At 67.5% G+C, this 21,364-nt stretch carries 24 protein-coding genes; 12 read left to right on the top strand and 12 right to left on the bottom strand.

What is annotated here, in order from left to right; translation table 11 throughout:
* Nucleotides 1-102 precede the first annotated feature (102 nt).
* The 8 genes from K0O62_RS20640 (at nt 103) to K0O62_RS20605 (ending at nt 8,456) form a co-directional block, all read left to right on the top strand.
* Nucleotides 103-1,401, top strand: coding sequence for an amidohydrolase family protein (locus tag K0O62_RS20640; RefSeq protein WP_073853157.1), 1,299 nt, complete (start codon nt 103-105; stop codon nt 1,399-1,401).
* 87 nt (nt 1,402-1,488) lie between these two features.
* Nucleotides 1,489-2,667 carry an acyl-CoA dehydrogenase family protein gene (locus K0O62_RS20635; RefSeq protein ID WP_073853159.1) on the top strand — a complete coding sequence of 393 codons (1,179 nt, stop codon included), beginning with the start codon at nt 1,489-1,491 and terminating at the stop codon, nt 2,665-2,667.
* Between the two features lie 138 nt (nt 2,668-2,805).
* Nucleotides 2,806-4,032 (top strand): CaiB/BaiF CoA transferase family protein, encoded by a 1,227-nt coding sequence (locus tag K0O62_RS20630; RefSeq protein ID WP_073854284.1) that lies wholly within the window; start codon nt 2,806-2,808, stop codon nt 4,030-4,032.
* On the top strand, nt 4,025-4,852 hold the full coding sequence (locus K0O62_RS20625) for an enoyl-CoA hydratase/isomerase family protein (RefSeq protein ID WP_073853161.1): 828 nt from the start codon (nt 4,025-4,027) through the stop codon (nt 4,850-4,852). Before K0O62_RS20630 ends, K0O62_RS20625 begins: the two co-directional genes overlap by 8 nt.
* Before the next feature lie 9 nt (nt 4,853-4,861).
* Complete coding sequence (locus K0O62_RS20620; protein ID WP_073853163.1) at nt 4,862-6,007, top strand: thiolase family protein; 1,146 nt, start codon at nt 4,862-4,864, stop codon at nt 6,005-6,007.
* Between the two features lie 15 nt (nt 6,008-6,022).
* Nucleotides 6,023-7,183, top strand: a complete 1,161-nt coding sequence (locus K0O62_RS20615) for an acyl-CoA dehydrogenase family protein (RefSeq protein ID WP_073853164.1) — start codon at nt 6,023-6,025, stop codon at nt 7,181-7,183.
* A 152-nt stretch (nt 7,184-7,335) separates the two neighbouring features.
* Nucleotides 7,336-7,950 carry a TetR/AcrR family transcriptional regulator gene (locus K0O62_RS20610; RefSeq protein ID WP_073854285.1) on the top strand — a complete coding sequence of 205 codons (615 nt, stop codon included), beginning with the start codon at nt 7,336-7,338 and terminating at the stop codon, nt 7,948-7,950.
* Nucleotides 7,951-7,952: 2 nt separating this feature from the next.
* The gene (locus tag K0O62_RS20605; RefSeq protein ID WP_073853166.1) at nt 7,953-8,456 is read left to right on the top strand and encodes a hypothetical protein; all 504 of its coding nucleotides are present in this window, start codon (nt 7,953-7,955) and stop codon (nt 8,454-8,456) included.
* A gap of 9 nt (nt 8,457-8,465) precedes the next feature.
* Here K0O62_RS20605 and K0O62_RS20600 read toward each other — a convergent pair whose 3' ends face one another.
* The 5 genes from K0O62_RS20600 to K0O62_RS20580 are packed head-to-tail and all read right to left on the bottom strand — an operon-like array spanning nt 8,466 to nt 13,387.
* Nucleotides 8,466-9,425, bottom strand: coding sequence for a TIGR03564 family F420-dependent LLM class oxidoreductase (locus K0O62_RS20600; protein WP_073853168.1), 960 nt, complete (start codon nt 9,423-9,425; stop codon nt 8,466-8,468).
* Entirely contained in the window at nt 9,425-10,396 is a 972-nt protein-coding gene (locus K0O62_RS20595) for an NADPH:quinone oxidoreductase family protein (RefSeq protein ID WP_073853170.1), read from the bottom strand. Before K0O62_RS20595 ends, K0O62_RS20600 begins: the two co-directional genes overlap by 1 nt.
* A complete protein-coding gene (locus K0O62_RS20590; protein WP_073853172.1) occupies nt 10,393-11,376 on the bottom strand; it encodes a phosphotransferase family protein in 984 nt (327 codons plus the stop codon). The genes K0O62_RS20595 and K0O62_RS20590 overlap by 4 nt, the downstream gene beginning before the upstream one ends.
* Before the next feature lie 44 nt (nt 11,377-11,420).
* Nucleotides 11,421-12,728, bottom strand: a complete 1,308-nt coding sequence (locus tag K0O62_RS20585; RefSeq protein WP_073853174.1) for an acyl-CoA dehydrogenase family protein — start codon at nt 12,726-12,728, stop codon at nt 11,421-11,423.
* A complete protein-coding gene (locus K0O62_RS20580) occupies nt 12,728-13,387 on the bottom strand; it encodes a TetR/AcrR family transcriptional regulator (protein ID WP_073853176.1) in 660 nt (219 codons plus the stop codon). The genes K0O62_RS20585 and K0O62_RS20580 overlap by 1 nt, the downstream gene beginning before the upstream one ends.
* A gap of 68 nt (nt 13,388-13,455) precedes the next feature.
* Between K0O62_RS20580 and K0O62_RS20575 the strand changes: the two genes are divergently transcribed.
* Nucleotides 13,456-13,629: a hypothetical protein gene (locus tag K0O62_RS20575; protein WP_097933851.1), complete on the top strand. Its 174-nt coding sequence runs from the start codon at nt 13,456-13,458 to the stop codon at nt 13,627-13,629.
* Nucleotides 13,630-13,632: 3 nt separating this feature from the next.
* On the opposite strand, the gene K0O62_RS20570 is transcribed toward K0O62_RS20575, so the two are convergent.
* The gene (locus K0O62_RS20570) at nt 13,633-14,415 is read right to left on the bottom strand and encodes an emopamil-binding protein (protein ID WP_073853178.1); all 783 of its coding nucleotides are present in this window, start codon (nt 14,413-14,415) and stop codon (nt 13,633-13,635) included.
* A 235-nt stretch (nt 14,416-14,650) separates the two neighbouring features.
* Between K0O62_RS20570 and K0O62_RS20565 the strand changes: the two genes are divergently transcribed.
* The 3 genes from K0O62_RS20565 to K0O62_RS20555 are packed head-to-tail and all read left to right on the top strand — an operon-like array spanning nt 14,651 to nt 16,432.
* The gene (locus K0O62_RS20565; RefSeq protein WP_073853180.1) at nt 14,651-15,928 is read left to right on the top strand and encodes a cytochrome P450; all 1,278 of its coding nucleotides are present in this window, start codon (nt 14,651-14,653) and stop codon (nt 15,926-15,928) included.
* Nucleotides 15,925-16,113: a ferredoxin gene (locus tag K0O62_RS20560; protein WP_073853182.1), complete on the top strand. Its 189-nt coding sequence runs from the start codon at nt 15,925-15,927 to the stop codon at nt 16,111-16,113. The genes K0O62_RS20565 and K0O62_RS20560 overlap by 4 nt, the downstream gene beginning before the upstream one ends.
* A gap of 34 nt (nt 16,114-16,147) precedes the next feature.
* Nucleotides 16,148-16,432 (top strand): DUF1330 domain-containing protein, encoded by a 285-nt coding sequence (locus tag K0O62_RS20555; protein ID WP_073853184.1) that lies wholly within the window; start codon nt 16,148-16,150, stop codon nt 16,430-16,432.
* Nucleotides 16,433-16,510: 78 nt separating this feature from the next.
* Here the strand turns inward: K0O62_RS20555 and K0O62_RS20550 are convergent, their stop codons facing one another.
* The 6 genes from K0O62_RS20550 to K0O62_RS20525 all read right to left on the bottom strand — a co-directional run bounded on the left by K0O62_RS20550 (nt 16,511) and on the right by K0O62_RS20525 (nt 21,359).
* Nucleotides 16,511-17,275 (bottom strand): alpha/beta fold hydrolase, encoded by a 765-nt coding sequence (locus K0O62_RS20550; protein ID WP_073853186.1) that lies wholly within the window; start codon nt 17,273-17,275, stop codon nt 16,511-16,513.
* 4 nt (nt 17,276-17,279) lie between these two features.
* Nucleotides 17,280-17,486 (bottom strand): ferredoxin, encoded by a 207-nt coding sequence (locus K0O62_RS20545; protein WP_073853189.1) that lies wholly within the window; start codon nt 17,484-17,486, stop codon nt 17,280-17,282.
* A 61-nt stretch (nt 17,487-17,547) separates the two neighbouring features.
* Nucleotides 17,548-18,753: a cytochrome P450 gene (locus K0O62_RS20540; protein ID WP_073853192.1), complete on the bottom strand. Its 1,206-nt coding sequence runs from the start codon at nt 18,751-18,753 to the stop codon at nt 17,548-17,550.
* A gap of 100 nt (nt 18,754-18,853) precedes the next feature.
* Entirely contained in the window at nt 18,854-19,660 is an 807-nt protein-coding gene (locus tag K0O62_RS20535) for an NAD(P)-dependent oxidoreductase (protein ID WP_073853194.1), read from the bottom strand.
* Nucleotides 19,657-20,475 carry an NAD(P)-dependent oxidoreductase gene (locus tag K0O62_RS20530; protein WP_073853196.1) on the bottom strand — a complete coding sequence of 273 codons (819 nt, stop codon included), beginning with the start codon at nt 20,473-20,475 and terminating at the stop codon, nt 19,657-19,659. Before K0O62_RS20530 ends, K0O62_RS20535 begins: the two co-directional genes overlap by 4 nt.
* Entirely contained in the window at nt 20,475-21,359 is an 885-nt protein-coding gene (locus K0O62_RS20525) for an alpha/beta hydrolase (protein WP_073853199.1), read from the bottom strand. Before K0O62_RS20525 ends, K0O62_RS20530 begins: the two co-directional genes overlap by 1 nt.
* Between the last annotated feature and the right edge of the window lie 5 nt (nt 21,360-21,364).

Genomic DNA, 21,364 nt, shown 5'->3' with positions numbered 1-21,364 from the left:
CATGGACAACCGGTTTAGACGTTGATTCTCGTCACGTGAGAAGTTAGTTTGCAGGTATCGAGAATCGCCAGCGTTGACGATGGAACCCCGGAGGGACCGCCCATGCACCACGACGACATGATTCTGATCAGCGTCGATGACCACATCATCGAGCCGCCGGACATGTTCAAGAACCATCTGCCGGCGAAGTACGTCGATGAGGCGCCGCGGTTGGTGCACAATCCGGACGGCTCCGACACCTGGCAGTTCCGGGACACGGTCATCCCGAACGTCGCGCTCAACGCGGTCGCCGGCCGGCCGAAGGAGGAGTACGGCCTGGAGCCCCAGGGCCTCGACGAGATCCGCAAGGGCTGCTACGACGCCGGTGAGCGGGTCAAGGACATGAACGCCGGTGGCGTACTGGCCACCATGAACTTCCCCTCGTTCCCGGGTTTCGCCGCCCGGCTGTTCGCCACCGAGGACGCGGAGTTCTCGCTGGCGCTGGTGCAGGCCTACAACGACTGGCACATCGACGAGTGGTGCGGTTCGCACCCCGGCCGCTTCATCCCGATGGCCATCCCGGCGATCTGGGACCCGCAGTTGTGTGCCGACGAGATCCGCCGGGTGTCCAAGAAGGGTGTGCATTCGCTGACCTTCACCGAGAACCCGTCGGCGCTGGGCTATCCGAGCTTCCATGACCTGGACTACTGGAAGCCGATGTGGGACGCGCTGGTCGACACCGAGACCGTGATGAACGTGCACATCGGATCCTCGGGCCGGCTGGCCATCACCGCGCCGGACGCCCCGATGGACGTGATGATCACCCTGCAGCCGATGAACATCGTGCAGGCCGCGGCCGACCTGCTGTGGTCGGCGCCGATCAAGGCCTACCCGGATCTCAAGATCGCGCTGTCCGAGGGCGGCACCGGGTGGATCCCGTACTTCCTGGACCGGGTGGACCGCACCTATGAGATGCATTCGACGTGGACCCATCAGGACTTCGGCGACAAGCTGCCCTCCGAGGTCTTCCGTGAGCACTTCATGACCTGCTTCATCTCCGATCCGGTCGGGGTCAAGAATCGGCACATGATCGGTGTGGACAACATCTGCTGGGAGATGGACTACCCGCACTCGGACTCGATGTGGCCCGGTGCGCCCGAGGAGCTCGACGCGGTCTTCAAGACCTACGACGTGCCCGACGACGAGATCAACAAGATCACCCACGAGAACGCCATGAGGCTGTACCACTTCGACCCGTTCAAGCACGTCCCGCGGGAAGAGGCCAAGGTCGGTGCACTGCGCAAACAGGCTGAGGGGCATGATGTCTCGATCCAGGCGCTGAGCAACCACGATAAGCGTGGCGGGTCCAGCTTCGCCGATTTCACCGCGAACGCGCGCGCGGTCAGCGGCGTCAAAGACTAGCCAGAGCGCGTATCGGCGGACGGTGCAGGAGACGCCTGCACCGTGCCGTCGCGTGCACAGAATTCAGGAGGAACCGTGTCCGAGGGAATGAACTTCGAACTCACCGAAGATCAGCAGCTGATCCGGAAATCGGTGGCCGAACTGGCATCCAGGTTCGACGACCACTACTGGATGGAAAAGGACCAGGCGCACGAGTTCCCGCAGGAGTTCTACGATGCGATCGCCGCCGGCGGCTGGCTGGGCATGACCATCCCCGAGGAGTACGGCGGGCACGGTCTGGGTATCACCGAGGCCACCATCCTGGCCGAGGAGGTGGCCCGTTCCGGCGGAGCCATGAATGCCGCCAGCTCCATCCACATGTCGATCTTCGGTATGCAGCCGGTGGTGGTGTTCGGCTCTGAGGAGATGAAGAAGGCGACGTTGCCCCGGATCGTCAACGGCGATCTGCACGTCTGCTTCGGCGTCACCGAACCCGGTGCCGGACTCGATACTTCGCGGATCACCACATTCGCCAAGCGCGATGGTGACAGCTATGTCGTCAACGGCCGCAAGGTGTGGATCTCGAAGGCGCTGGAGTCGGAGAAGATCCTGCTGCTCACCCGCACCGAGTCCCGCGAGGACGTGGAGCGCCGCGGTGGCAAGCCGACCGAGGGGCTCTCGCTGTTCCTCACCGACATCGACCGCGACCATGTCGACATTCGGCCGATCAAGAAGATGGGCCGCAACGCGGTCAGCTCCAACGAGGTGTTCATCGACGACCTGCGCATCCCCGTCGAGGACCGCATCGGTGAGGAGGGCAAGGGCTTCTCCTACATCCTGCACGGGCTCAACCCGGAGCGGATGCTGATCGCCGCGGAAGCGCTCGGCATCGGGCGGGTGGCGCTGGACCGGGCGGTGAAGTACGCCAACGAGCGGGTGGTGTTCGACCGGCCGATCGGGCAGAACCAGGGCATCGCGTTCCCGCTGGCGGATTCGCTGGCGCGCCTGGACGCGGCCGAACTCATCCTGCGCAAGGCGACCTGGCTGTACGACAATGGCCGGTCCTGCGGCCGCGAGGCCAATATGGCCAAGTATCTGTGCGCGGACGCCGGCTTCGGGGCCGCCGACCGGGCGTTGCAGACCCACGGTGGGATGGGCTACTCCGAGGAGTACAACATCTCCCGGTTCTTCCGGGAGTCCCGCCTGATGAAGATCGCGCCGGTGAGCCAGGAGATGATCCTGAACTTCCTGTCCGCGAATGTCCTTGGCCTGCCGAAGAGCTACTGACGCGTGATGCCGCGATCAGCCGTCATCGGACGGCCCGCCCATGCTTTCCCGCGACCCGCGATCACCCGCCTCACCAGGCGCCGTCCCGGCATGGTTATGTGACCGGGTGAGCGAGTTCACGAGCGAACGGTGGTCATGTTGAGCGAGTCGACGCCTACGGGCCCGCTGGCCGGTATCACCGTCATCGCCATGGAGCAGGCGGTCTCCGCGCCGATGTGCACCCGGGTGCTCGCCGACTTCGGCGCCCGGGTGATCAAGATCGAGAATCCCAAGGGCGGCGACTTCGCCCGCGATTACGACGACGTCGTGCTGGGCCAGGCCGCGCATTTCGTCTGGGCGAACCGGGGCAAGGAATCGGTCACCCTGAACCTGAAATCTCCGGCCGGGATGGAAGTCCTGCACCGGTTGCTCGACGGTGCGGATGCGTTCGTGTCCAACCTCGCCCCCGGCGCGACCGCACGACTCGGGTTGGGGCCCGCAGATCTGCGTGAGCGCCACCCGCAGGTGATCCCGGTCGAGATCGACGGTTACGGCCCCGGTGGTCCGCTGTCGGACAAGCGCGCCTACGACCTGCTGGTACAGGCGGAGTCGGGATCCTGCGCCGCCACCGGGTATCCGGGGATGCCGGCCAAGCCCGGCGCACCGGTCGCCGATATCACCACCGGTCTGTACTCGGCACTGTCGATCATGGCGTTGCTCCTGGGCCGGGCCCGCACCGGCTCCACCGAGGCGGCACCGGCGGTCGCGGTCAGCCTGTTCGACACCATGACCGACATCATGGGCTATCAGCTGACCTACACCCAGCACTCCGGGATCGACCAGGAACCGCTGGGCATGAGCTCACCGGCGGTCGCACCGTACGGTTCGTTCGGTACCCGGGACGGTCAGACGGTGGTGCTCGGCACCACCAACGACCGGGAGTGGCAGCGGTTGGCCCGCGAGATCATCGAACGTCCCGACCTCGCCGACGATCCGCGCTTCGCGACCAACACCGACCGCTGCCGACACCGCGACGAGCTCAACGCGGCCATCGAATCCTGGTGCGCACAACACGATCTCGACGACATTCAGCGGACCGCCGACGCAGCCGGGATCGGCAACTCGCGCTATAACAAGCCCAGCGAGGTGATTGCGCACCCCCACCTCAAGGCGCGTGACCGCTGGCGCCAGGTCGACACACCCAATGGCGAGATCGCCGCACTGTTACCGCCCCCGGTCATCAGCGGCGTCGAGCTGGGCATGGGCGCGGTGCCCGGACTGGGCCAGCACACCGATGCGGTGCTCGGCGAATTCGGTTATAGCGCAGCGGAACTCGACGAGATGCGCGGCGAAGGGGCGATCGGACCGGTGTATCCCCATGAGTGACTCGTTGCTCATCGAGGACCGCGACGGGGTCCGCACCCTCACCCTGAACCGGCCGCACCGCAAGAACGCCATCGACGTCGAACTGTGGCACGCGCTGGCGGCGGCGCTGCGCGCCGCGGACACCGACGACACCGTGCGCGCGGTGGTGCTCACCGGGGCCGGCGGCGCGTTCTGCTCCGGAGCCGATATCGGCACCGGGGAGACCGTTCATCCCCGGCGCAAATTGCAGCGGCTCACCGATGTGGCACTGGCATTACACAATCTGACGGTGCCGACGATCGCGAAGGTCACCGGCGTCGCGGTCGGGGCGGGCTGGAACCTGGCGCTCGGCTGCGATCTGGTGGTCGCCACACCCGACTCGAAGTTCTGTCAGATCTTCGCCAAGCGCGGACTCTCGGTCGACCTCGGCGGCTCCTGGCTACTGCCCAAGATCGTCGGTCTGCAACAGGCCAAACGCCTTGTGCTGCTGGCCGATATGATCGACGCCGCGGAGGCGCATGAACTCGGGCTGGTGACCTGGGTGCAGCAGGCCGACGCGATCGACGGTTTCGTCGACGCGCTGGCGCAGCGATTGGCCGACGGCCCCCCGTTCGCGCTGTCGCAGAGCAAGGCGTTGCTCAACGACGGCGCCACCGCCACCTTCGCCGAGGCGCTGGGCAACGAGGCCCGCGCCCAGCCCGGCAATTTCGCCACAGCCGATTCGGGGGAGGCCTACGCGGCGTTCGCCGCCAAACGGGACCCCGAATTCACCGGAACCTGGGCCGTGCCGCCCGCCTCCTCGCGGGCAGGGGCGGAGCGACCCGGGGGAACGACACAGTAGGAGCAACTCATGCGCGAAACCGTCATCGTCTCAGCCGTGCGCACCCCGGTGGGCAAGCGCAACGGCGGGCTGTCCGATCAGCACGCCGCCGACCTGTCGGCGCTGGTGCTCAACGAACTCGTCGAGCGATCCGGAGTCGATCCGTCCCTCATCGACGATGTGGTGTGGGGCTGTGTCTCCCAGGTCGGCGATCAGTCCAGCAACATCGGACGCTACGCGGTGCTGGCGGCGGGCTGGCCGGAGAGCATCCCCGGGACCACGGTGAACCGGGCCTGCGGATCCAGCCAGCAGGCGCTGGACTTCGCGGTGCAGGCCGTCATGTCCGGTCAGCAGGATGTGGTGGTCGCCGGTGGCGTCGAGGTGATGAGCCGCGTTCCGCTGGGTTCCGCGCGGGCGACCGGCCAGCCCTATGGGCCGAAGGTCTTTGCCCGCTATGACGATTTCTCCTTCAACCAGGGCATCTCGGCGGAACTGATCTGCCAGAAGTGGGACCTGTCGCGGACCCGCTGCGACGAGTACTCGGCGCAGTCGCATGAGCGCGCCGCCGCCGCGCAGGACGCCGGCGCGTTCATCGACCAGATCGTGCCGGTGTTCACCGATTCCGACGTGATCACCAATGACGAGGGCATCCGCCGCGGCACCACCGTCGAGAAACTGGCCGGACTCAAGCCGGCCTTCACCGACGACGGCGTCATCCACGCCGGCAACTCATCGCAGATCTCGGACGGCGCGGCCGCGCTGCTGGTGATGACCGCGGACCAGGCGCTGAACCTGGGCCTCACCCCGCTGGTGCGCTACCGGGCCGGCGCGGTGACCGGGGCCGACCCGGTGCTGATGCTGACCGGCCCCATCCCGGCCACCGAGAAGGTGCTGCACAAGTCCGGCGTCACGATCGACGAGGTCGGCGTCTTCGAGGTCAACGAGGCCTTCGCCCCGGTGCCGCTGGCCTGGCTGGCCGAGACCGGCGTCGACGAGGCGAAGCTCAATCCGCTGGGCGGTGCCATCGCGCTGGGCCACCCGCTCGGCGCCTCGGGTGCGGTGTTGATGACCCGGATGATCCATCACATGCGCGACAACAACATTCGTTACGGCCTGCAGACCATGTGCGAGGGTGGCGGAACCGCCAACGCCACGCTGGTCGAGCTCGTCTCCTAGTCGGAAGGCTGCGAAGTGCAACGCAATCTGTTCACCGAAGACCATGAGGCGTTCCGCGAACTCGCGCGGGACTTCGTGGAGAAGGAAGTGGTGCCCGCCTATCCCGAGTGGGAGAAGGGCGGCCGGATGCCGCGGGCGGTCTTCGAGAAGATGGGCTCCCTCGGCATGCTGGGCATGGCCATCCCCGAGGAGTACGGCGGCGGCGGGGCGCCGGACTACCGCTACAACGTGGTGCTGCAGGAGGAGGCGGCCCGGGCGCTGGTGACGCTGTCCACGGTGCGCACCCAGCTCGAGGTGATCCTGCCGTACTTCCTGCACTACGCGAATGAGGAGCAGCGCAAGCGCTGGTTCCCCGGGCTCGCCGACGGCACTCTGCTCACCGCGGTGGCGATGACCGAGCCCGGCACCGGATCCGATCTGGCCGGCATGCGCACCACCGCGGTTCGCGGTGTTGATTCTGAGGGCCCCCACTGGATCGTCAACGGCGCCAAGACATTCATCACCGGCGGTATGCAGGCCGACCTCGTCGTCGTGGTGGCCCGCACCTCCACCGATCCCGACAACCGGCGCAAGGGCCTGACCCTGCTGGTCGTCGAGGACGGGATGCCCGGATTCACCCGCGGCCGCGAGCTGGAGAAGATGGGCTGCAAGGTGCAGGACACCGCAGAGCTGTCGTTCGTCGACGTGCGGGTGCCGGCGACCAACGTGCTCGGTGAGGTGGGGGAGGCGTTCAGCTACCTCGGCCACAACCTGGCTCAGGAGCGGCTCACCGTGGCGGTCGGCTCGGTGGCGCAGGCCCGCTCGGCGATCGCCGCGGCCATCGATTACACCAAGGACCGCAAGGCATTCGGGACGCCGGTCGCGTCGTTCCAGAACACCAAGTTCGAACTCGCGGCCTGTTCGACGGAGGTGGAGGCGGCCCAGGCAATGCTGGACCGTGCCGTCAGCCTGCACGTGGACGGGGAGCTCTCGGCGCCGGACGCCGCCCGGGTGAAGCTGTTCTGCACCGAGATGCAGGCCCGGGTGATCGACCGCTGCCTGCAGCTCTTCGGCGGGTACGGCTACATGATGGAGTACCCGATCGCCCGGCTCTACACCGACGCCCGGGTGGCCCGGATCTACGCCGGAACCAGTGAAGTCATGAAGGTGATCATCGCGAAATCGCTCGGCCTATAGCCTTCGCTGAGGCGCTGCTGAGCGCCTGACCAGCAGCGTGACACCTGTCAATAAATTTGTTAAGTGAGACCCTTGTCACAAGCCCCTCAACCAACCTACTGTGTGTTCAGTTGGTTGGTTGATCGGCTGCGACAGGGAGTTCGGTGACAGCGATATCTGCGACGTCAGGGGCGCGCCCCTACGAGTCGCTGCTCGCCAAGGGTGAGGATCGCAAGCAGCGGATACTGGCTGCCGCGGAGAGTCTGCTGGCCCGGAACGGTTGGCGGAACACCTCGCTGGCGCAGATCGCCAGAGAGGCCGGTGTCAGCGCCGCAGGGTTGCTGCATCACTTCGAATCCAAGGAAGCGCTGCTGCATGCGGTCCTGGATGCCCGCGACTTCGACGACGACACCCACGCCGACCGCGGGGGCGATCTGATCGCCAACATCGGCCGGGTGGCCGAGCGCTTCGACCGCGCGCCGCAACTGGTCGGCACCTTCACCGTGCTGCTGGTGGAGAACATCCAGCCCGACGCGCCACTGCACGACCGCCTGGTGGCCCGCCAGCAGGCGGCCGTGGACATCGTCGCCGACGGCATCCGGCGGGGCCAGGCCGACGGCCGCTACCGCTCAGACCTCGACCCGGCCACCAAGGCCGTGGAGATTCTCGCCTTCGTCAATGGAATGGAGACCGCATGGCTACTCGATCCTTCACTTCCGCTCGCCGCAGTGTTCAAGGGATACACGGAGTCGCTGAGGCGCGACTTCGCAGCGACCGGGAGGAGCTAGACATGCGGTACCGACTCGACGTGGTCGCGCCCAGCGTGGCCGAAGTGGTGCGCAATGCCGGTGGCTGGCTCGTCGACCGGGTGATGGCCGGCTGGGATGTCACGGTGATGATCACCGGTGATGACGACATCCGGCCGCTGCAGATCCTCGGCGTGGACACCGCGGACCTGGAGACGGTGATGCGACTGTGGGAGGAACGGCCGCACCCGCAGACGGTGGCGGTCGCCGCGGACCTCTTCGTCAGCGACGAACGGGTCCGGGAAGGTGTCCTCGGTGCTCTGGACCAGGGGCTCACCGAGGTGACGCTGTGGGGTGACAGCTGGCCCGAGGAACTGGACAGCACCGTCGATCTGGTGCAGCACGAGCTCAGTGCCGCAGCGCGGGCATTCAAGGCCCAGGCGTTGGCCGCGGCCGGGACCTCGGGACCGGTCGACCGCACCGAGGCCTTCCGCTGTGGCGTGATGTCCTGTCCGTCGGTGGCCGCAGATCTGGTTCCCGCCAGCTGATTTCGTGATCTAGAGGTCGCCGAGGTCGCCGAGGGTGGCCAGGAAGTCCGCAGTACGCCGGCGGGAGGCTTGCCGTGCGGCAGCATCGGCACCGATCGGGACGATCCTGGCGGCCAGGTCGGTGACGCCCGCGTCGCGGTAACCCCGCAGACAGGTCAGCACCGCGGCCTCGTCACCGGCGGCCATGGTGTCGCCGACATCCTCGGCGTCGCCGTGCTCGAGCAGTCGCACATAGTTGGGCGACAGATGCGCATGCCCGAGCACCTCGCTCGCGTGGGAACGAGCGTCGTCCACCTCCCCGGGCGCGCACACGGCGACCGGTACGCCGGCAACGACCCGGGGACGGGCGCGTCCGGCCGCTTCCGCGGCGTTGTTGATCCGGGGAGCAATGTGCTCGCCGATCGCCCGTTGGTCGGCCATCCACAGGATGGTGCCCTCGGCGCGTTCGCCCGCGATCCGCAACATCGTCGGACCGAGCGCGGCGAGCAGCACCGGCACCGTCGCATCGGTGACGTCCACCGGGCTGTGCACCGCGAAGGCATCGTTGTCGACGTCCACCGTTCCCGGTCCGGCAAACGCCGCGAGCAGCACGTCGAGGTGGTCGCGCACCAGCGCGGCCGGCCGGTCGTAGGACAACCCCAACTGGCCCTTGATGATCCAGTCATGCGATGGCCCGATGCCGAGGGTGAACCGGCCCCCGCACGCGGACTGGGTGGTCAGGGCCTGCTGGGCCAGGATCATCGGATGGCGGGTCTGGATCGGCACCACCGCCGTGCCGAGTTCGATGCGCGAGGTGCGCGCGCCGATCAGGGCCATCGCGGTCAGGGCGTCGAGGTATCCGGGGACCTGAGGGAACCAGAACGAGCTGAATCCGGCCGACTCCGCGGCGACCGCGTCGGAGAGCAACCCGGTCAACCGGTCGGCGCGGGCACGCTCCCGATCCGAGCCCACCATCAGGCCGATACGCATCACTGTCCTCCGATGTCGATGATCACTTTGCCGATCGCACGTCCGTCGGCGACATGGCGCAACGCCGCGGCGGTTTCCGTCAGCGGGAACCTCGCCCCGATATGCGGGGCCACCGCACCGGAGCTCAGCAGGTCCGCAAGCTCGGCTTCGTTGCGGGTGAACTCCTGTGCGTCGATGTCCTGGAACTGGAACCCCACGATCTGAACACCCTTGACGAGAACCAGATTCAACGGGATCTGGGGGATGGTCCCGGACGCGAACCCGATGGTGACGAACCGGCCACCGCGGTGCAGCGCGCGCAACGCCGGTTCGGACAGATCACCGCCGACCGGATCGAGGACGGCCGCCGCGCCGGCGGGCAGCGCCTGCTTGAGCGCTGTGCGCACATCGGTACGGCGGTGATCGATCACCTCCGCCGCGCCGTGCCGGGCGGCCGCGTCGAGTTTGGCCGCCGAAGACGCGACGGCGGTCACCCGGGCGCCCAGCGCGGTGGCCAGCGCGACCGCGGCCAGCCCGACCCCGCCGCCGGCGCCGAGCACGATCACCTCATCGCCGGGTTGTATCCGGGCCACCGACCGCAGCGCGTGATAGGCGGTGCGGAATGCCACCCCGGACGCCGCCGCGGTGTGCGCATCGACGCCGTCGGGGACCGGCGTCAGGGTCGCGGTCGGGGTGCACACCTGCTCGGCGAAGGCACCGAACATCCCGGTACCGGTCACTAGGGTGCCGACGGCGAAATCCCCGGTGTCACCGGAGGTCTCGGTGATCACGCCGGCGAACTCGCTGCCGGGGACGAACGGCGGCGGCACCGTGACCTGGTACCGGCCGGCGACCAGCAGCACATCCGGGAAGTTCACCGCGGCGGCGGTGACCCGCACGCGCACCTGCCCGTCGGCAAGGGCGGGGGCGGGGAGGTCCTCGACACGGACCACCTCGGGTGGCCCGTGGGCCGGGCAGACCGCGGCTCTCACCGGTAGTCGGTGGACTCGGCCAGTTCGGCGGCCGAGTGCATCAGGTCGGTGACGACCGGCCCGAAGGCCAGCAGCTTCTCGTCATCGCCGGCGCGCTGGAATCCCTGCTCCAGCACGATCGCCAACTTCCATTTGGCCAGCACCAGGTAGTAGTCCAGGTCGTCGACCTGGCGGCCGGAAACCTCGGCGTAGTGCGCGACCACCTGGTCACGCGACGGCGCGCCGCGCATGTCGACGTAATTCATCGCGGCGGTGTCGTTTTCGTCGGCCGGCCAGCTCTGGACCATCCAGCCCAGATCCAGCTTGGGGTCACCGACGGTGCCCATCTCCCAGTCGACCAGCGCGGCCAGCTGCGCCGGCGCGCCGTGTTTGTACATGACATTGGCGAACTGGTAGTCGCCGTGCATCAGGCCGGGGATGAAGTCCAGCGGCTTGTGCGCCTTGAGCCATGCCGTCGCCGTCTCCAGCCCGGGCAACTCGCGCTTCTTGATGCGCTCGAAGAACCCGATCCAGCGGTCCACCTGACGCTCGTGGAACCCGTCCGGGCGCCCCAGGTCGTGCAGTCCCTTCGCCTTCCAGTCGACCTTGGACAGCAGCGCGATACCTTCGGCCAGTTGATAGCTCAGGCCCGGTCGGGTATCGGGATCGCTGTTGAAGGGCTCCGGCCAGATGCCGTGCTGATCCATCGGGGACCAGCCGTCGACGAAACCCATCAGATAGAAGGGCCGCCCCAGCACGCCGGCATCGTCACACACCCCGATGGCCTTGGTGTGCGGCACGTCGGTGCCGTCGAGTGCCTCGATGATGCGCCACTCACGCAGGATGCCCTTGTCGCGATCCGCGGGTGCTCCCCGCGGTGGCATCCGGATGACGCAGCGCTGGTCGTCGCGGGTGAGTTCGTAGATGACGTTCTGGGTGCCACCGGACAGGAAGCGGGCCTGCAACGGCGCACCCTTGCCGGGAAGGCCGGCATCATCCATCCAATCGGCAAGGCGGGCAACGTCGATCACCGGTGGGTTGTCGCTCACAGGTTGCCCGCCTCCATCTCCAGGTACTCGGCGAACCGGGCCCGCGCGGCGTCCCGCTTGCCGGGCAGCCACTCGGTGGGCCACAGTCCGTCGGTGCCGGTGTAACCGCGCAGTACCTGCTTGGCGACGGTGGTCTTGTGTACCTCGGTGGGTCCGTCGGCCAGGCCCATCACCGCGGCCCCGGTCACCATGCCGAGGAACGGCATCTCGTTGGTGACGCCGAGGGCGCCGTGCACCTGCATTGCGCGCCAGGCGATGTCGTGCAGCACGGTCGGCATGACCACCTTCACCGCCGCGATGTCCTTTCGCACCAACTTGTAGTCGTTGTACTTGTCGATCTCCCACGCGGTGTAGAGCACCATCAGCCGGAACTGCTTGAGCTGGGCGTAGGAGTCGGCGATGTAGCCCTGCACCGTCTGCTTGTCGGCGAGCAGGCTGCCCGCGGTGTACCGGGACAGCACTCTTTCGCACATCATGTCCAGCGCCTTCTGCGCCAGGCCGATGGTGCGCATCGCGTGGTGGATGCGGCCGCCGCCCAACCGGGTCTGGGCGATGACGAAGGCCTGTCCCTCCCCGCCGAGCAGCGCCGAATCGGGCACCCGGACGTTGTCGTAGTGGATGAGCGCATGCGACCCGTCGCCGTCTGCCTCACCGTAGAGCCCGGAGTTGCGCACAATGGTCACCCCGGGCGTGTCGGTCGGCACCAGGAACATCGACATCCCCTGGTAGGGGCTGACATCCGGGTTGGTCACCACCATCACGATCAGGAACGAGGCGGTGCCGGCATTGGAGGAGAAGAACTTGTAGCCATTGATGATCCAGCTCGACCCATCCGCATCCCGCACGGCGCTGGTCCTGAACTGGGTGGGGTCGGCTCCGCCCTGCGGTTCGGTCATCGAGTAGCAGGAGAACACCTCGCCGTCGAGCAGCGGTCGCAGATAGCGTTCCTTCTGCTCGTCCGTGCCGTAGTGCGCGATGATCTCGGCGTTGCCGGTGTCGGGTGCCTGGCAACCGAAGACGATCGGCGCCCACTGGGATCGGCCGAGGATCTCGTTGAGCAGCGCCAGCTTGAGCTGCCCGTAGCCCTGGCCGCCGAGATCGGGTCCGAGATGGGTGGCCCACAACCCCTTTCGCCGTACCTGCTCCTTGAGCGGGTCCACGACGCGGCGGCGGGCATCGTCGAGCGGGGTGAACTGAAGGTGTGGCCAGATCAGGTCCAGCGGCTCGACCTCATCACGGACGAAGGCGTCCGCCCAGTCCAGGAGTTCCTGGAACTCCGGGTCGGTCTCGAAATCCCATGCCATCACGGTCTCCTTTGTCCGGTGGTCCCTGCGATCAGGGTGGCGATATCGGTGCCGACGACGTCGGCGAAAGAACGGGTGCCGAAAGCGCCTGCGGCCCAATGCCTGGCGCCCTCGCTGACCATCATCATCGCCAGATAGGCCAGGTGGCCGGCGTCGGTGCCGGCGGGCAGCTTTCCGTCGGCCACCGCGCGCTCGAACAGCGCGGTGAACATGCCGCCGTCCAGATCGGGACGGGGCTCACCGCTTGCCAGTAACCGGTGCTCGTGCCGGTATCCCTCGAGGATGGTCTCGATGACCAGCTCGCGCGGATTGCGGGCCATCGACCGTTCCAGGTCGGTCAGTGCCGCGCCGATGACGGTCCCGATGTCGTAGTCGCCGTCCAGCATGGTGGCGATGGTGCGCTGCGCGGACCGGGTGGACATCACGCCCACCTCGAAGAGCACGTCCTCCTTGCGGGGGAAGTAGAAGTAGAACAGCGCCTTGGAGACGCCGGCGCCGCGGCAGATCTCGGCGACCGTGGTGTTGGCGTAGCCGTTGGTGCGCCACAGCGCCATCGCGGCCTGTACCAGCATGCGCTTGGTCGCGCGCGAGTTGGAGCGCTGGAAGGTCGCCCGGCGCTGACCATGGTCAGCTTCTGCGTTGCGCGGTGATGCGGGCACCTGCGCAACGTACCGCGGTTCGGCGAAGCTGACCAGTGTCTAACTAAGGCTGCTGGCAGACTGGTCGGATGGCGTTACGGGTGGCGGGACTGGCCTTCGGGCTGCTGGCCCTGGTGGCCGGTGGACTGCAGTTGTGGGCCTACACCGCCGGCGGCGGTCCGCGGCATCTGATCCTGGGCGTGTTCGCCGGTGCGGTGGGGTGCTGCGTGATCGTGGCGGCGTGGCGCCAGGGCCGGGGTTGAGGGTTATGCGGCGGGGCCCGCGCGTCGGGTGAGATGGTCGATCTGGCGGTACATCGCGATCAGGGCGAAGAACGGCAGGATCATGAAGGGCACGTTCTCGGCGATGAACTTGAACCAGAGCCCGAATGCGCCCTGGCCGATATCGCCGAACCCGGCGCGCACCTCCGACAGGAAGTACACGCCGGTGCTGCTGATCAGCATCGCGCAGCCGGTGAAGGCCACCCAGAGGCACTTGATCCGGGACTCGATCGGTAAATCGGTGCGCATCAAGCGGATCCACACGATGAACAACAGCGTGCCGGTGATGACGCCGACCAGCTCCAGGCCGAAGATCCAGGCGTTGCCACTGGTGTAGCGGGTGTCGGCCAGGCCGTACTGCCACCACAGCCACTTCCAGCCCGGGTCGGCGGTCGGCGTCCACCAGTTCATCGGATGGCCGATGAGGAAGATGGTCTCGTAGCCGAGTTGGCTGCCCGCGGTGTAGGGCAGATAGATCATCGTCAGCTCCGACGCGCGTTGCATACGCGAGCGTTGCTCGCCCCGGCCGGTCCAGAAATAGACCAGTGGCAGCACGATCACCGGCAGCCCGAATGCCAGGTTGGCGATGACGTCGACGGTGAAGGTGGGCGGCAGCAGGCCGGTGCCGACCCCGATGACCGCCGTGGTGAACGCGAATCCGGCGATCGCGGTGAGGGCGATATAGGCCTTGCGGCGGTGTGGCGCCCACGGGCGGGCCAGGTCGGACTCGTCGGCGGATGTCTCGGGCGTCGCGATGTCGGATGTCATGGCGTGTCCTGTTCCGTGCCGCTGCGGCACCTGAGCGGAGAATAGGCTCTCGACCAGGCGGTGTTGAGCGATTGCTCAACACCGCGAGAATCCCGTTTCCTGTTGTGGCATGTTGAGCACAGCGATTAGGCATTTGCCCTCGTTGACGGCGAAGCGGCGCTATGGAAATGTGATACTCAACAGTGAGAGTCGTATTCTCATCGGTCTGAGACCGGCCAGGAACGGAGTGACACATATGGCGATCGATCCCGCCGGCATCGACTGGTTCAAGGACCCCCGGCTGGTTGCGGATCCGTATCCGTACTTCAACGCCCTGCGGGACCAGTGCCCGGTGCAGCCCGAGGACCACTACAACGTGACCATGGTGACGGGCTGGGAGGAAGCCGTCTCGGTCTACAACGACGAGGAGACCTTCTCCTCGTGCACCTCGGTCACCGGTCCGTTCCCCGGTTTCCCGGTGCCGCTGGAGGGCCGCGACGACGTCGCCGAACTCATCGAGAAGCACCGCGACGAACTTCCGTTCAGCGATCAGCTGCCCACCCTGGATCCGCCGGTGCACACCAACCACCGCTCGCTGATGATGCGGCTGATCACGCCCAAGCGCCTCAAGGAGAACGAGGACGCGATGTGGCAGCTGGCCGACGACGTGCTCGACGAGTTCCTGGCCCCCGGCAAGGGCGAGTTCATCAAGGGCTTCGCCAGCCCGTTCACCCTGCTGGTGATCGCCGATCTGCTCGGTATCCCGCCGGAGGACCGCAACGCCTTCGTCGACGGCATCTCGCACAACTCCGGCGGCGGTGTGGGCAGCACCGGTGATGAAGCACTGTCGCACAGCCCGCTGGAGTTCCTGTACGGCCAGTTCGAGGCCTACATCGAGGACCGGCGCACCAACCCCCGCGAGGACGTGCTCACCGGCATGGCGACCGCACTGTTCCCCGACGGCACCACACCGAGCCCCGGTGACGTGGCACGGGTGGCCACCAACGTCTTCTCGGCCGGCCAGGAGACCACCGTCCGGCTGCTCGGCACCGCGCTCAAGGTGCTCGGCGACCGCCCGGACATCCAGCAGCGGGTCCGCGAGGACCGCAGCCTGCTGCCCAACTTCATCGAGGAGGCGCTGCGCTTCGAGAGTCCGGTCAAGGGTGACTTCCGGCTCTCCCGTACGCCGGTCACGGTGGGGGACAAGGAGTTGCCGTCCGGTCGCACCGTCATGGTGGTCAACGGTGCGGCCAACCGGGACCCGCGCCGTTTCGAGAATCCCGACGAGTTCGATCCGGCCCGCAAGAACGCGCGTCAGCACCTGGCCTTCGGCCGCGGGATCCACAGCTGCCCGGGTGCACCGCTGGCCCGTGCCGAGACCCGCGTCGGCCTGGAGCGACTGCTCGACCGCACCACCGATATCCGCATCTCCGAGGAGCACCACGGACCGGCGGGCAATCGCGACTACAACTACATCCCGACGTTCATCCTGCGTGGGCTCACCCACCTGCACCTGGAGTTCGATGTGAAATGAAGGTCGTCGTCGACGAGGACCGGTGCGCCGGTCACGGCATGTGCCTGACGTTGTGTCCGGAGGTGTTCGACCTGTCCGACGACGGATGGGCGGTGGCTGCCCCCGGGGACGTGCCCACCGAGCACGAGGCCGCCGTTCAGGAGGCCATCGATTGTTGTCCCGAGAATGCGATCCACGAAGTCTGATCAATCCGCCTCACCGACAAGGAGACTCGAAACTGTGGCCAAGGGTTATGTGATCATCACCGAGGACATCAAGGACCCGGCCGGCATGGCCGAGTACGGCAAGCTGGCCAGCAAGGCCATGACCGGCGCCACCGTGCTGGGCTTCGGGCCGGCCGTGGAGACGCTGGAAGGGGAGTGGCACGGCACCCAGACCGTGCTGCTGGAGTTCGAGTCGGTCGACGCGGCCAAGGAGTGGTACTACTCCGACGCCTACCAGGAGGCCGTGAAGCTGCGCCAGGCCGCTGCCGACTGCAACGGAGTCATCCTCTCCGGCTTCTGATCTCCCGCTCTTTGCGCGAAATGCACGAAATGGTCGCTATCCGACACCGGGAGCGACCATTTCGTGCGTTTCGACCCGTCAGTAGGGGACCAGCGGGCCGATCGGCTCGGTGGTCGTCGCGTGCACCAACAACTCGGCGAGTTCGCGGGGGCGGCTGAGGAACGGGGAATGCGAACTGTCGATGGTCAGCTGCGCCACCCCGAGTCGGCGGGCGACAGTATCGGCGAGCCAACGCGGCATCGACCTGTCCTGTTCGCACACGATGAAACTGCGCGGCAGATCGGCCTCCCAGAACCGCGGCACCGACACCGGGGTCACCGTGGTGTCCCCGAACCGTTCCGGGCCGAGCCGGTCGAACGCCCAGCGCGCGGTCTGCTCGTCGCAGTCGTGGTAGAAGTACTTCCACGCACCGTCGAAGTCGGCGAACGTCATGGCGCCGTCCTCGTCGAAACTCAGGTAGCCCAGCATCTCACCGACGTCGGCGTCGAAACCGTTGGCCGGATCCGCATCATCGCGCATGGCCATGGCCTCCGGGTAGGTGCGCCCCTCCCGCGGCAATGCGGCCGCCAAATACACGATGTGGCGCACCAGATCCGGTGCGGCATCGGCGGCCAGCGTCGCATCGAAGCCGCCACCGGAGTGGCCGACCAGGACGTCGCCGGGTTGCAGCACCGCCAGAATCGCATCGCGGCGGTTGGCCAGGGTGGACTCCTGATCCACCAGGGCGCCATGTCCGGGCAGATCGACGGCGATACCGACGTGTCCGAGCTCGCTCACCGCGGCGATGGTCTTATCCCAGCACCAGGCGGCATGAAATCCGCCGTGTACGAACAGGAATCGCATCTGACTAGGTCTCGATCGAGATCGCCTGCCGGGGACACTGCCGGACCGCTTCGCGGACCTGCTGTTCGTTATCCGGTGTCACCTCGTCGGTGAGCACGTGCAGGTAGTCCTGCTCGTCGAGGTCGAAGACCTCGGCGATGATGCCCATGCAGACACCGTTGCTCTCACACAGGCCGAAGTCGACGACGATCTTGCCGAGACCCGTGCTCATGCGGTGACCTCGCAGGCTCGGTCGCCCAACGTCCATCGATGGTTCGCTCCGCAGACGTCGCTCATGACGCCAGCCTGCGCACCGGGACGTGCGAGTATCCGGCCACGTTCTGCATGTGGACGCGTTGCAGCCCATCCCATTTCACTTCGTAGCGGGGCATGAAGTCGAGCAGCTTCTCCAGCGCGATGACACTTTCCATCCGGGCCAGCGCCGCCCCCAGGCAGCTGTGGATGCCATAGCCCAGGCCCAGGTTCTGCGCCTCGGTGCGGTCGCGTTCGATGTCGAACTTGTCGGTATCGGTGAACGCCCGCTCGTCGCGGTTGGCCGAGGCCATCAGCAGGAACACCGGCTTGCCGGCCGGGATGACACCGCTGGGTACATGCGCCTCCTTGACGGTGTACCGCACGTTGTACTGCACCGGGCCCTCGTAGCGCAGCAGTTCCTCGACGGCGGCCGGGACCAACTCGCGGTCCTCGAGCAGTTTCTGCCACTGCTCGGGATTGCGGGCGAACAGCACCATGGCGGTGCCGATCAGCTTGGTGACCGTCTCCGCGCCGGCGCCGCCGAGCAGGGTGGCGAAGCCGGTGATCTCGATGTCGTCGAGCTTGTCCAGCCGGCCGTCCTCGCGGGGGATCTCGGCGGCGATGAGCCGGCTGATCATGTCGTCGGTGGGGTTCTCCCGGCGCTTCTGCACCAGGGCGTAGTAGTACATGGCGGTGTCGATATTGGCCTTCACCCCGGCCTCGGAGGTGCCGACCTGACCGGGTTCGCGGGACAGACTGGTGTCGATCCAGTGCCGCACCTGCTGGCGGTACTCGGGCTCCACACCGGCCATCCGGGTGATGACCTCGACCGGGAACGGGCCGGAGAAGTCCTGCACGACGTCGAAGTCGTCCGAGTCGATCTGACCGAGGTAGTGGTCGATCTGTTCGACGATGGTGTCGCGCTGGGCCTGTACCGCGCGCGGGGTGAATGCCTTGTTCAGCAGGCTGCGCATGTGCCGGTGATCGGGCGGGTCCATGAAGATGATGGACTTCTGCGGCGGGGTGTCGCTCTGCACCATCGCCAGATCGCAACCCCGCGACGAGGAGAACGCCTCATGATCCTTCAGTGCGGCGGCGACGTCCTCATGCCGGGTCAGGGCGTAGAAGTCACGCTTGGGGCAGTAGTACAGCGGCGCTTCATTGCGCATCCGCCGGTAGATCTCGAACGGGTTCTCGAAGTACTCGTCGGAGAACGGATCGAAAACGAGTTCCGCCGTGGTCATACTCGGTCCTCCTCGAGGGCGCCCTGGGCACCCGCAGCGTTACGGACAGCTATAAAACTGTAACGCTAACAGTAGTCCTGACGGTGCAGGTGTGAAACGGCTAATTTCGTGTCCTCGCCGTTCCGAGACCCGCGTCCACCACCGCGTCGAGCGCCCCGAGGCCGGTGCCCAATTCGGCGACGGTCTGCCGGACGACGGCGACGTCCTTACCGATGAATTCGCCGACGGCGGCGATGAAGGCGGCCGTCGAGCCGGCGCGCGCGACGTTGCCCAGCGCGCGGCTGGCACCACTGCCGTGCGGCAGCGCCTCCAGCAGGGCCGACTCGTCCACGCCCAGGTCGGCGGCCAACTGCGCGGCCTCGGCCAGCAGGCCGATCTGCGCGGCGAACAGGGTGTTGTTGATCAGCTTGACCTTCTGGCCGACGCCGAGCACCCCGACATGCAGCACCGGATCGCCGTAGGCGGCCAGCACCGGCCGGGCCCGTGTCACCGCCTCCTCGGGGCCGCCGACGAACAGGGTGATCTGACCGGCGGCGATATCGTGCGGGCCGCCGCTGACCGGTGCATCGAGGATGTCGAGATGCGGGGCCAGGTCGCGGAGCCGCTCGACGGTGTGCGGGCTGCCGGTGGTGTGCACCACCACGGCCGCGCCGGCCGGCACCGCGGCGAGCAGATCGGCGCCGAGGACCTCGCGTACCTGTTCGTCGGTGAACAGGCAGACCACCACGATCTCGGCCCCGTCGACCGCCGCCGCGGCATCGGCGACCGGGGTGGCGCCGAGTCCGGCCAGTTCGGCGCGCTTGTCTGCGGAGCGTCCCAGCACCCGGACGTCGTGGCCGGCCTGCACCAGACGGGACACCATCGGTGCGCCCATCCGGCCGGCACCCAGGAAGCCGACCCGGGTCACCTCGGGTGATCCATCAATCCCAGGGCGGCATCGGCGGCGTCGAAGACCGCGCCTTCGGCGGCCGACGCGTCCTCGGCCAGCGCCGCCGCGTGCCGGCAGTCCTTCTGCAGCAACGCACCGGCGATCGGCGCCAGGTTGTCCAGGGTCCCGCCGAAGGCCGCGATGCTGCCCAGCGCCTTGCTGTTGGCCGAACCCCGGTTGATCACCTCACACAGCCGGTCCCGCGGCACCCCCAGGGATTCACCGAGTTCCAGCGCACTCATCGCGGCACCGAGGTTGGCGGTGAACAACAGGTTGTTCAGGATCTTGGCGACCTGACCGCTGCCGAGTGGCCCCAGGTGCACGATCGGATCCGCGTAGGTTGCGAAGACCGGGCGGGCCCGCTCCACATCGGCCTCGTCGCCGCCGAGCATCACCAGCAGGGTGCCCGCCTCGACGGCCGGGCCGCCGCCGCTGACCGGTGCGTCGATTACCGAAACACCCTTGGACGCAGCAAGTTCGGCGATCTCGCGGCAGGTGTCGGGGTGGATGGTGCTGTGGATGGCGATGGTGGAACCGGAGGACATGCCGGCCAGCACGCCGTTCTCGCCGGAGATCACCTCGCGCACGTCGTCGTCGCCGACGACGCACAGGCACACCAGATCGCTGGCGGCACCGAGTTCGGCGGGGCTGGCGGCGACCTTGGCCGCGGTGTCGGCATAGGGCTCCAACGACGCCGCCCGGCGGGCCCACAGCGTCAGATCGAAACCGCCCTCGACGATCCGGCGTGCCATCGGCCCGCCCTGACTGCCCAATCCGATGAATCCAACCCGCATCAACCGGCCTCCGCTTCCTTCACACCACCGGATCCGGCGGCGATACATTCCTCGATGAACGACAACACCTGCGCGTGATAGGCCGCCGCCGACAGTCCGACGCTGAGGTTGTGGCCGCTGTCCGGCCGCTCGGTGATCTGCACCCGTGGTGCCGCGGTGAACAGTGCCGCGATATCGGCCAGCGCGGCCGGGGAGGTCTCCCATACCCGCTCGTGCTCGGCGTGGCTGTACTGCACGGGAACTCGCACCTGCTCGGCCAGCGCAGGGAAGTTCCGTCGCGGCCAGTGCGCACTCACCCGGCCCTCATAGGCGACACCCGGCGCGTTCAGCGCACCGGTGAGCACCTCGGGCGGATACAGCTCGGTCGGTTCCCACAGCAACTCGCGCAGGCCGGCCGGGCGGGTGGTCAGGCCGGCCGAGCTCAGCATCTCCTTCACGCCCGGCGCGTAGCGCACACCGGTCCCGGCCAACTCCAGGCCCAGCACGTCGGCGGGTGTCGTCGCGACGGTCATCCGCACCGCCAGTTCGCATCCCAGCGAGTGCGCGAAGAAGAACAACCCGGCGCCGCGCGGCCCGTCGCCGAGGATCTTGTCCACCGCGCCGAGGGCGAGTGCCACCCGGGCGGCCGGCTCGTCCATGGTGTCCTGGTAGAGCGCCGAGGCGCCGTACCCGGGCCGGTCCAGGGCTATCACGGTGAAACCCTGTGCCGCGCCGGTACGCAGCAACGACAGGTCCGGGCGGCCCGGGCAGTCGAAGTACACCGATGAGGTCGCCCCGCCGTGCACCGCGACGATCACCGCGCGCGGCTCCGGGACCGCCGCGACCAACGCGGATATCGGCACCGCGCCGACCATCACCACCCGGGGGCGAACCGTCGTGCTCATCGTGG

The sequence above is a fragment of the Mycolicibacterium diernhoferi genome, from assembly GCF_019456655.1.
GTDB lineage: Bacteria > Actinomycetota > Actinomycetes > Mycobacteriales > Mycobacteriaceae > Mycobacterium > Mycobacterium diernhoferi.
Note: the sequence above shows the minus strand (reverse complement) of the source record. Positions and strands in the feature narration are given on the sequence as shown.

What these genes read in the sequence shown, in the direction of transcription:
- K0O62_RS20570 (WP_073853178.1), bottom strand. Translation starts at nt 14,415, where the DNA reads ATGACATCCGACATCGCGACGCCCGAGACATCCGCCGACGAGTCCGAC.
- K0O62_RS20545 (WP_073853189.1), bottom strand. Translation starts at nt 17,486, where the DNA reads ATGAGCACGGGTCTCGGCAAGATCGTCGTCGACTTCGGCCTGTGTGAG.
- K0O62_RS20530 (WP_073853196.1), bottom strand. Translation starts at nt 20,475, where the DNA reads ATGCGGGTTGGATTCATCGGATTGGGCAGTCAGGGCGGGCCGATGGCA.
- K0O62_RS20640 (WP_073853157.1), top strand. Translation starts at nt 103, where the DNA reads ATGCACCACGACGACATGATTCTGATCAGCGTCGATGACCACATCATC.
- K0O62_RS20605 (WP_073853166.1), top strand. Translation starts at nt 7,953, where the DNA reads ATGCGGTACCGACTCGACGTGGTCGCGCCCAGCGTGGCCGAAGTGGTG.
- K0O62_RS20540 (WP_073853192.1), bottom strand. Translation starts at nt 18,753, where the DNA reads ATGACCACGGCGGAACTCGTTTTCGATCCGTTCTCCGACGAGTACTTC.
- K0O62_RS20625 (WP_073853161.1), top strand. Translation starts at nt 4,025, where the DNA reads ATGAGTGACTCGTTGCTCATCGAGGACCGCGACGGGGTCCGCACCCTC.
- K0O62_RS20600 (WP_073853168.1), bottom strand. Translation starts at nt 9,425, where the DNA reads ATGCGTATCGGCCTGATGGTGGGCTCGGATCGGGAGCGTGCCCGCGCC.
- K0O62_RS20575 (WP_097933851.1), top strand. Translation starts at nt 13,456, where the DNA reads ATGGCGTTACGGGTGGCGGGACTGGCCTTCGGGCTGCTGGCCCTGGTG.
- K0O62_RS20560 (WP_073853182.1), top strand. Translation starts at nt 15,925, where the DNA reads ATGAAGGTCGTCGTCGACGAGGACCGGTGCGCCGGTCACGGCATGTGC.
- K0O62_RS20635 (WP_073853159.1), top strand. Translation starts at nt 1,489, where the DNA reads ATGAACTTCGAACTCACCGAAGATCAGCAGCTGATCCGGAAATCGGTG.
- K0O62_RS20550 (WP_073853186.1), bottom strand. Translation starts at nt 17,275, where the DNA reads ATGCGATTCCTGTTCGTACACGGCGGATTTCATGCCGCCTGGTGCTGG.
- K0O62_RS20620 (WP_073853163.1), top strand. Translation starts at nt 4,862, where the DNA reads ATGCGCGAAACCGTCATCGTCTCAGCCGTGCGCACCCCGGTGGGCAAG.
- K0O62_RS20590 (WP_073853172.1), bottom strand. Translation starts at nt 11,376, where the DNA reads ATGGATGATGCCGGCCTTCCCGGCAAGGGTGCGCCGTTGCAGGCCCGC.
- K0O62_RS20565 (WP_073853180.1), top strand. Translation starts at nt 14,651, where the DNA reads ATGGCGATCGATCCCGCCGGCATCGACTGGTTCAAGGACCCCCGGCTG.
- K0O62_RS20585 (WP_073853174.1), bottom strand. Translation starts at nt 12,728, where the DNA reads ATGGCATGGGATTTCGAGACCGACCCGGAGTTCCAGGAACTCCTGGAC.
- K0O62_RS20525 (WP_073853199.1), bottom strand. Translation starts at nt 21,359, where the DNA reads ATGAGCACGACGGTTCGCCCCCGGGTGGTGATGGTCGGCGCGGTGCCG.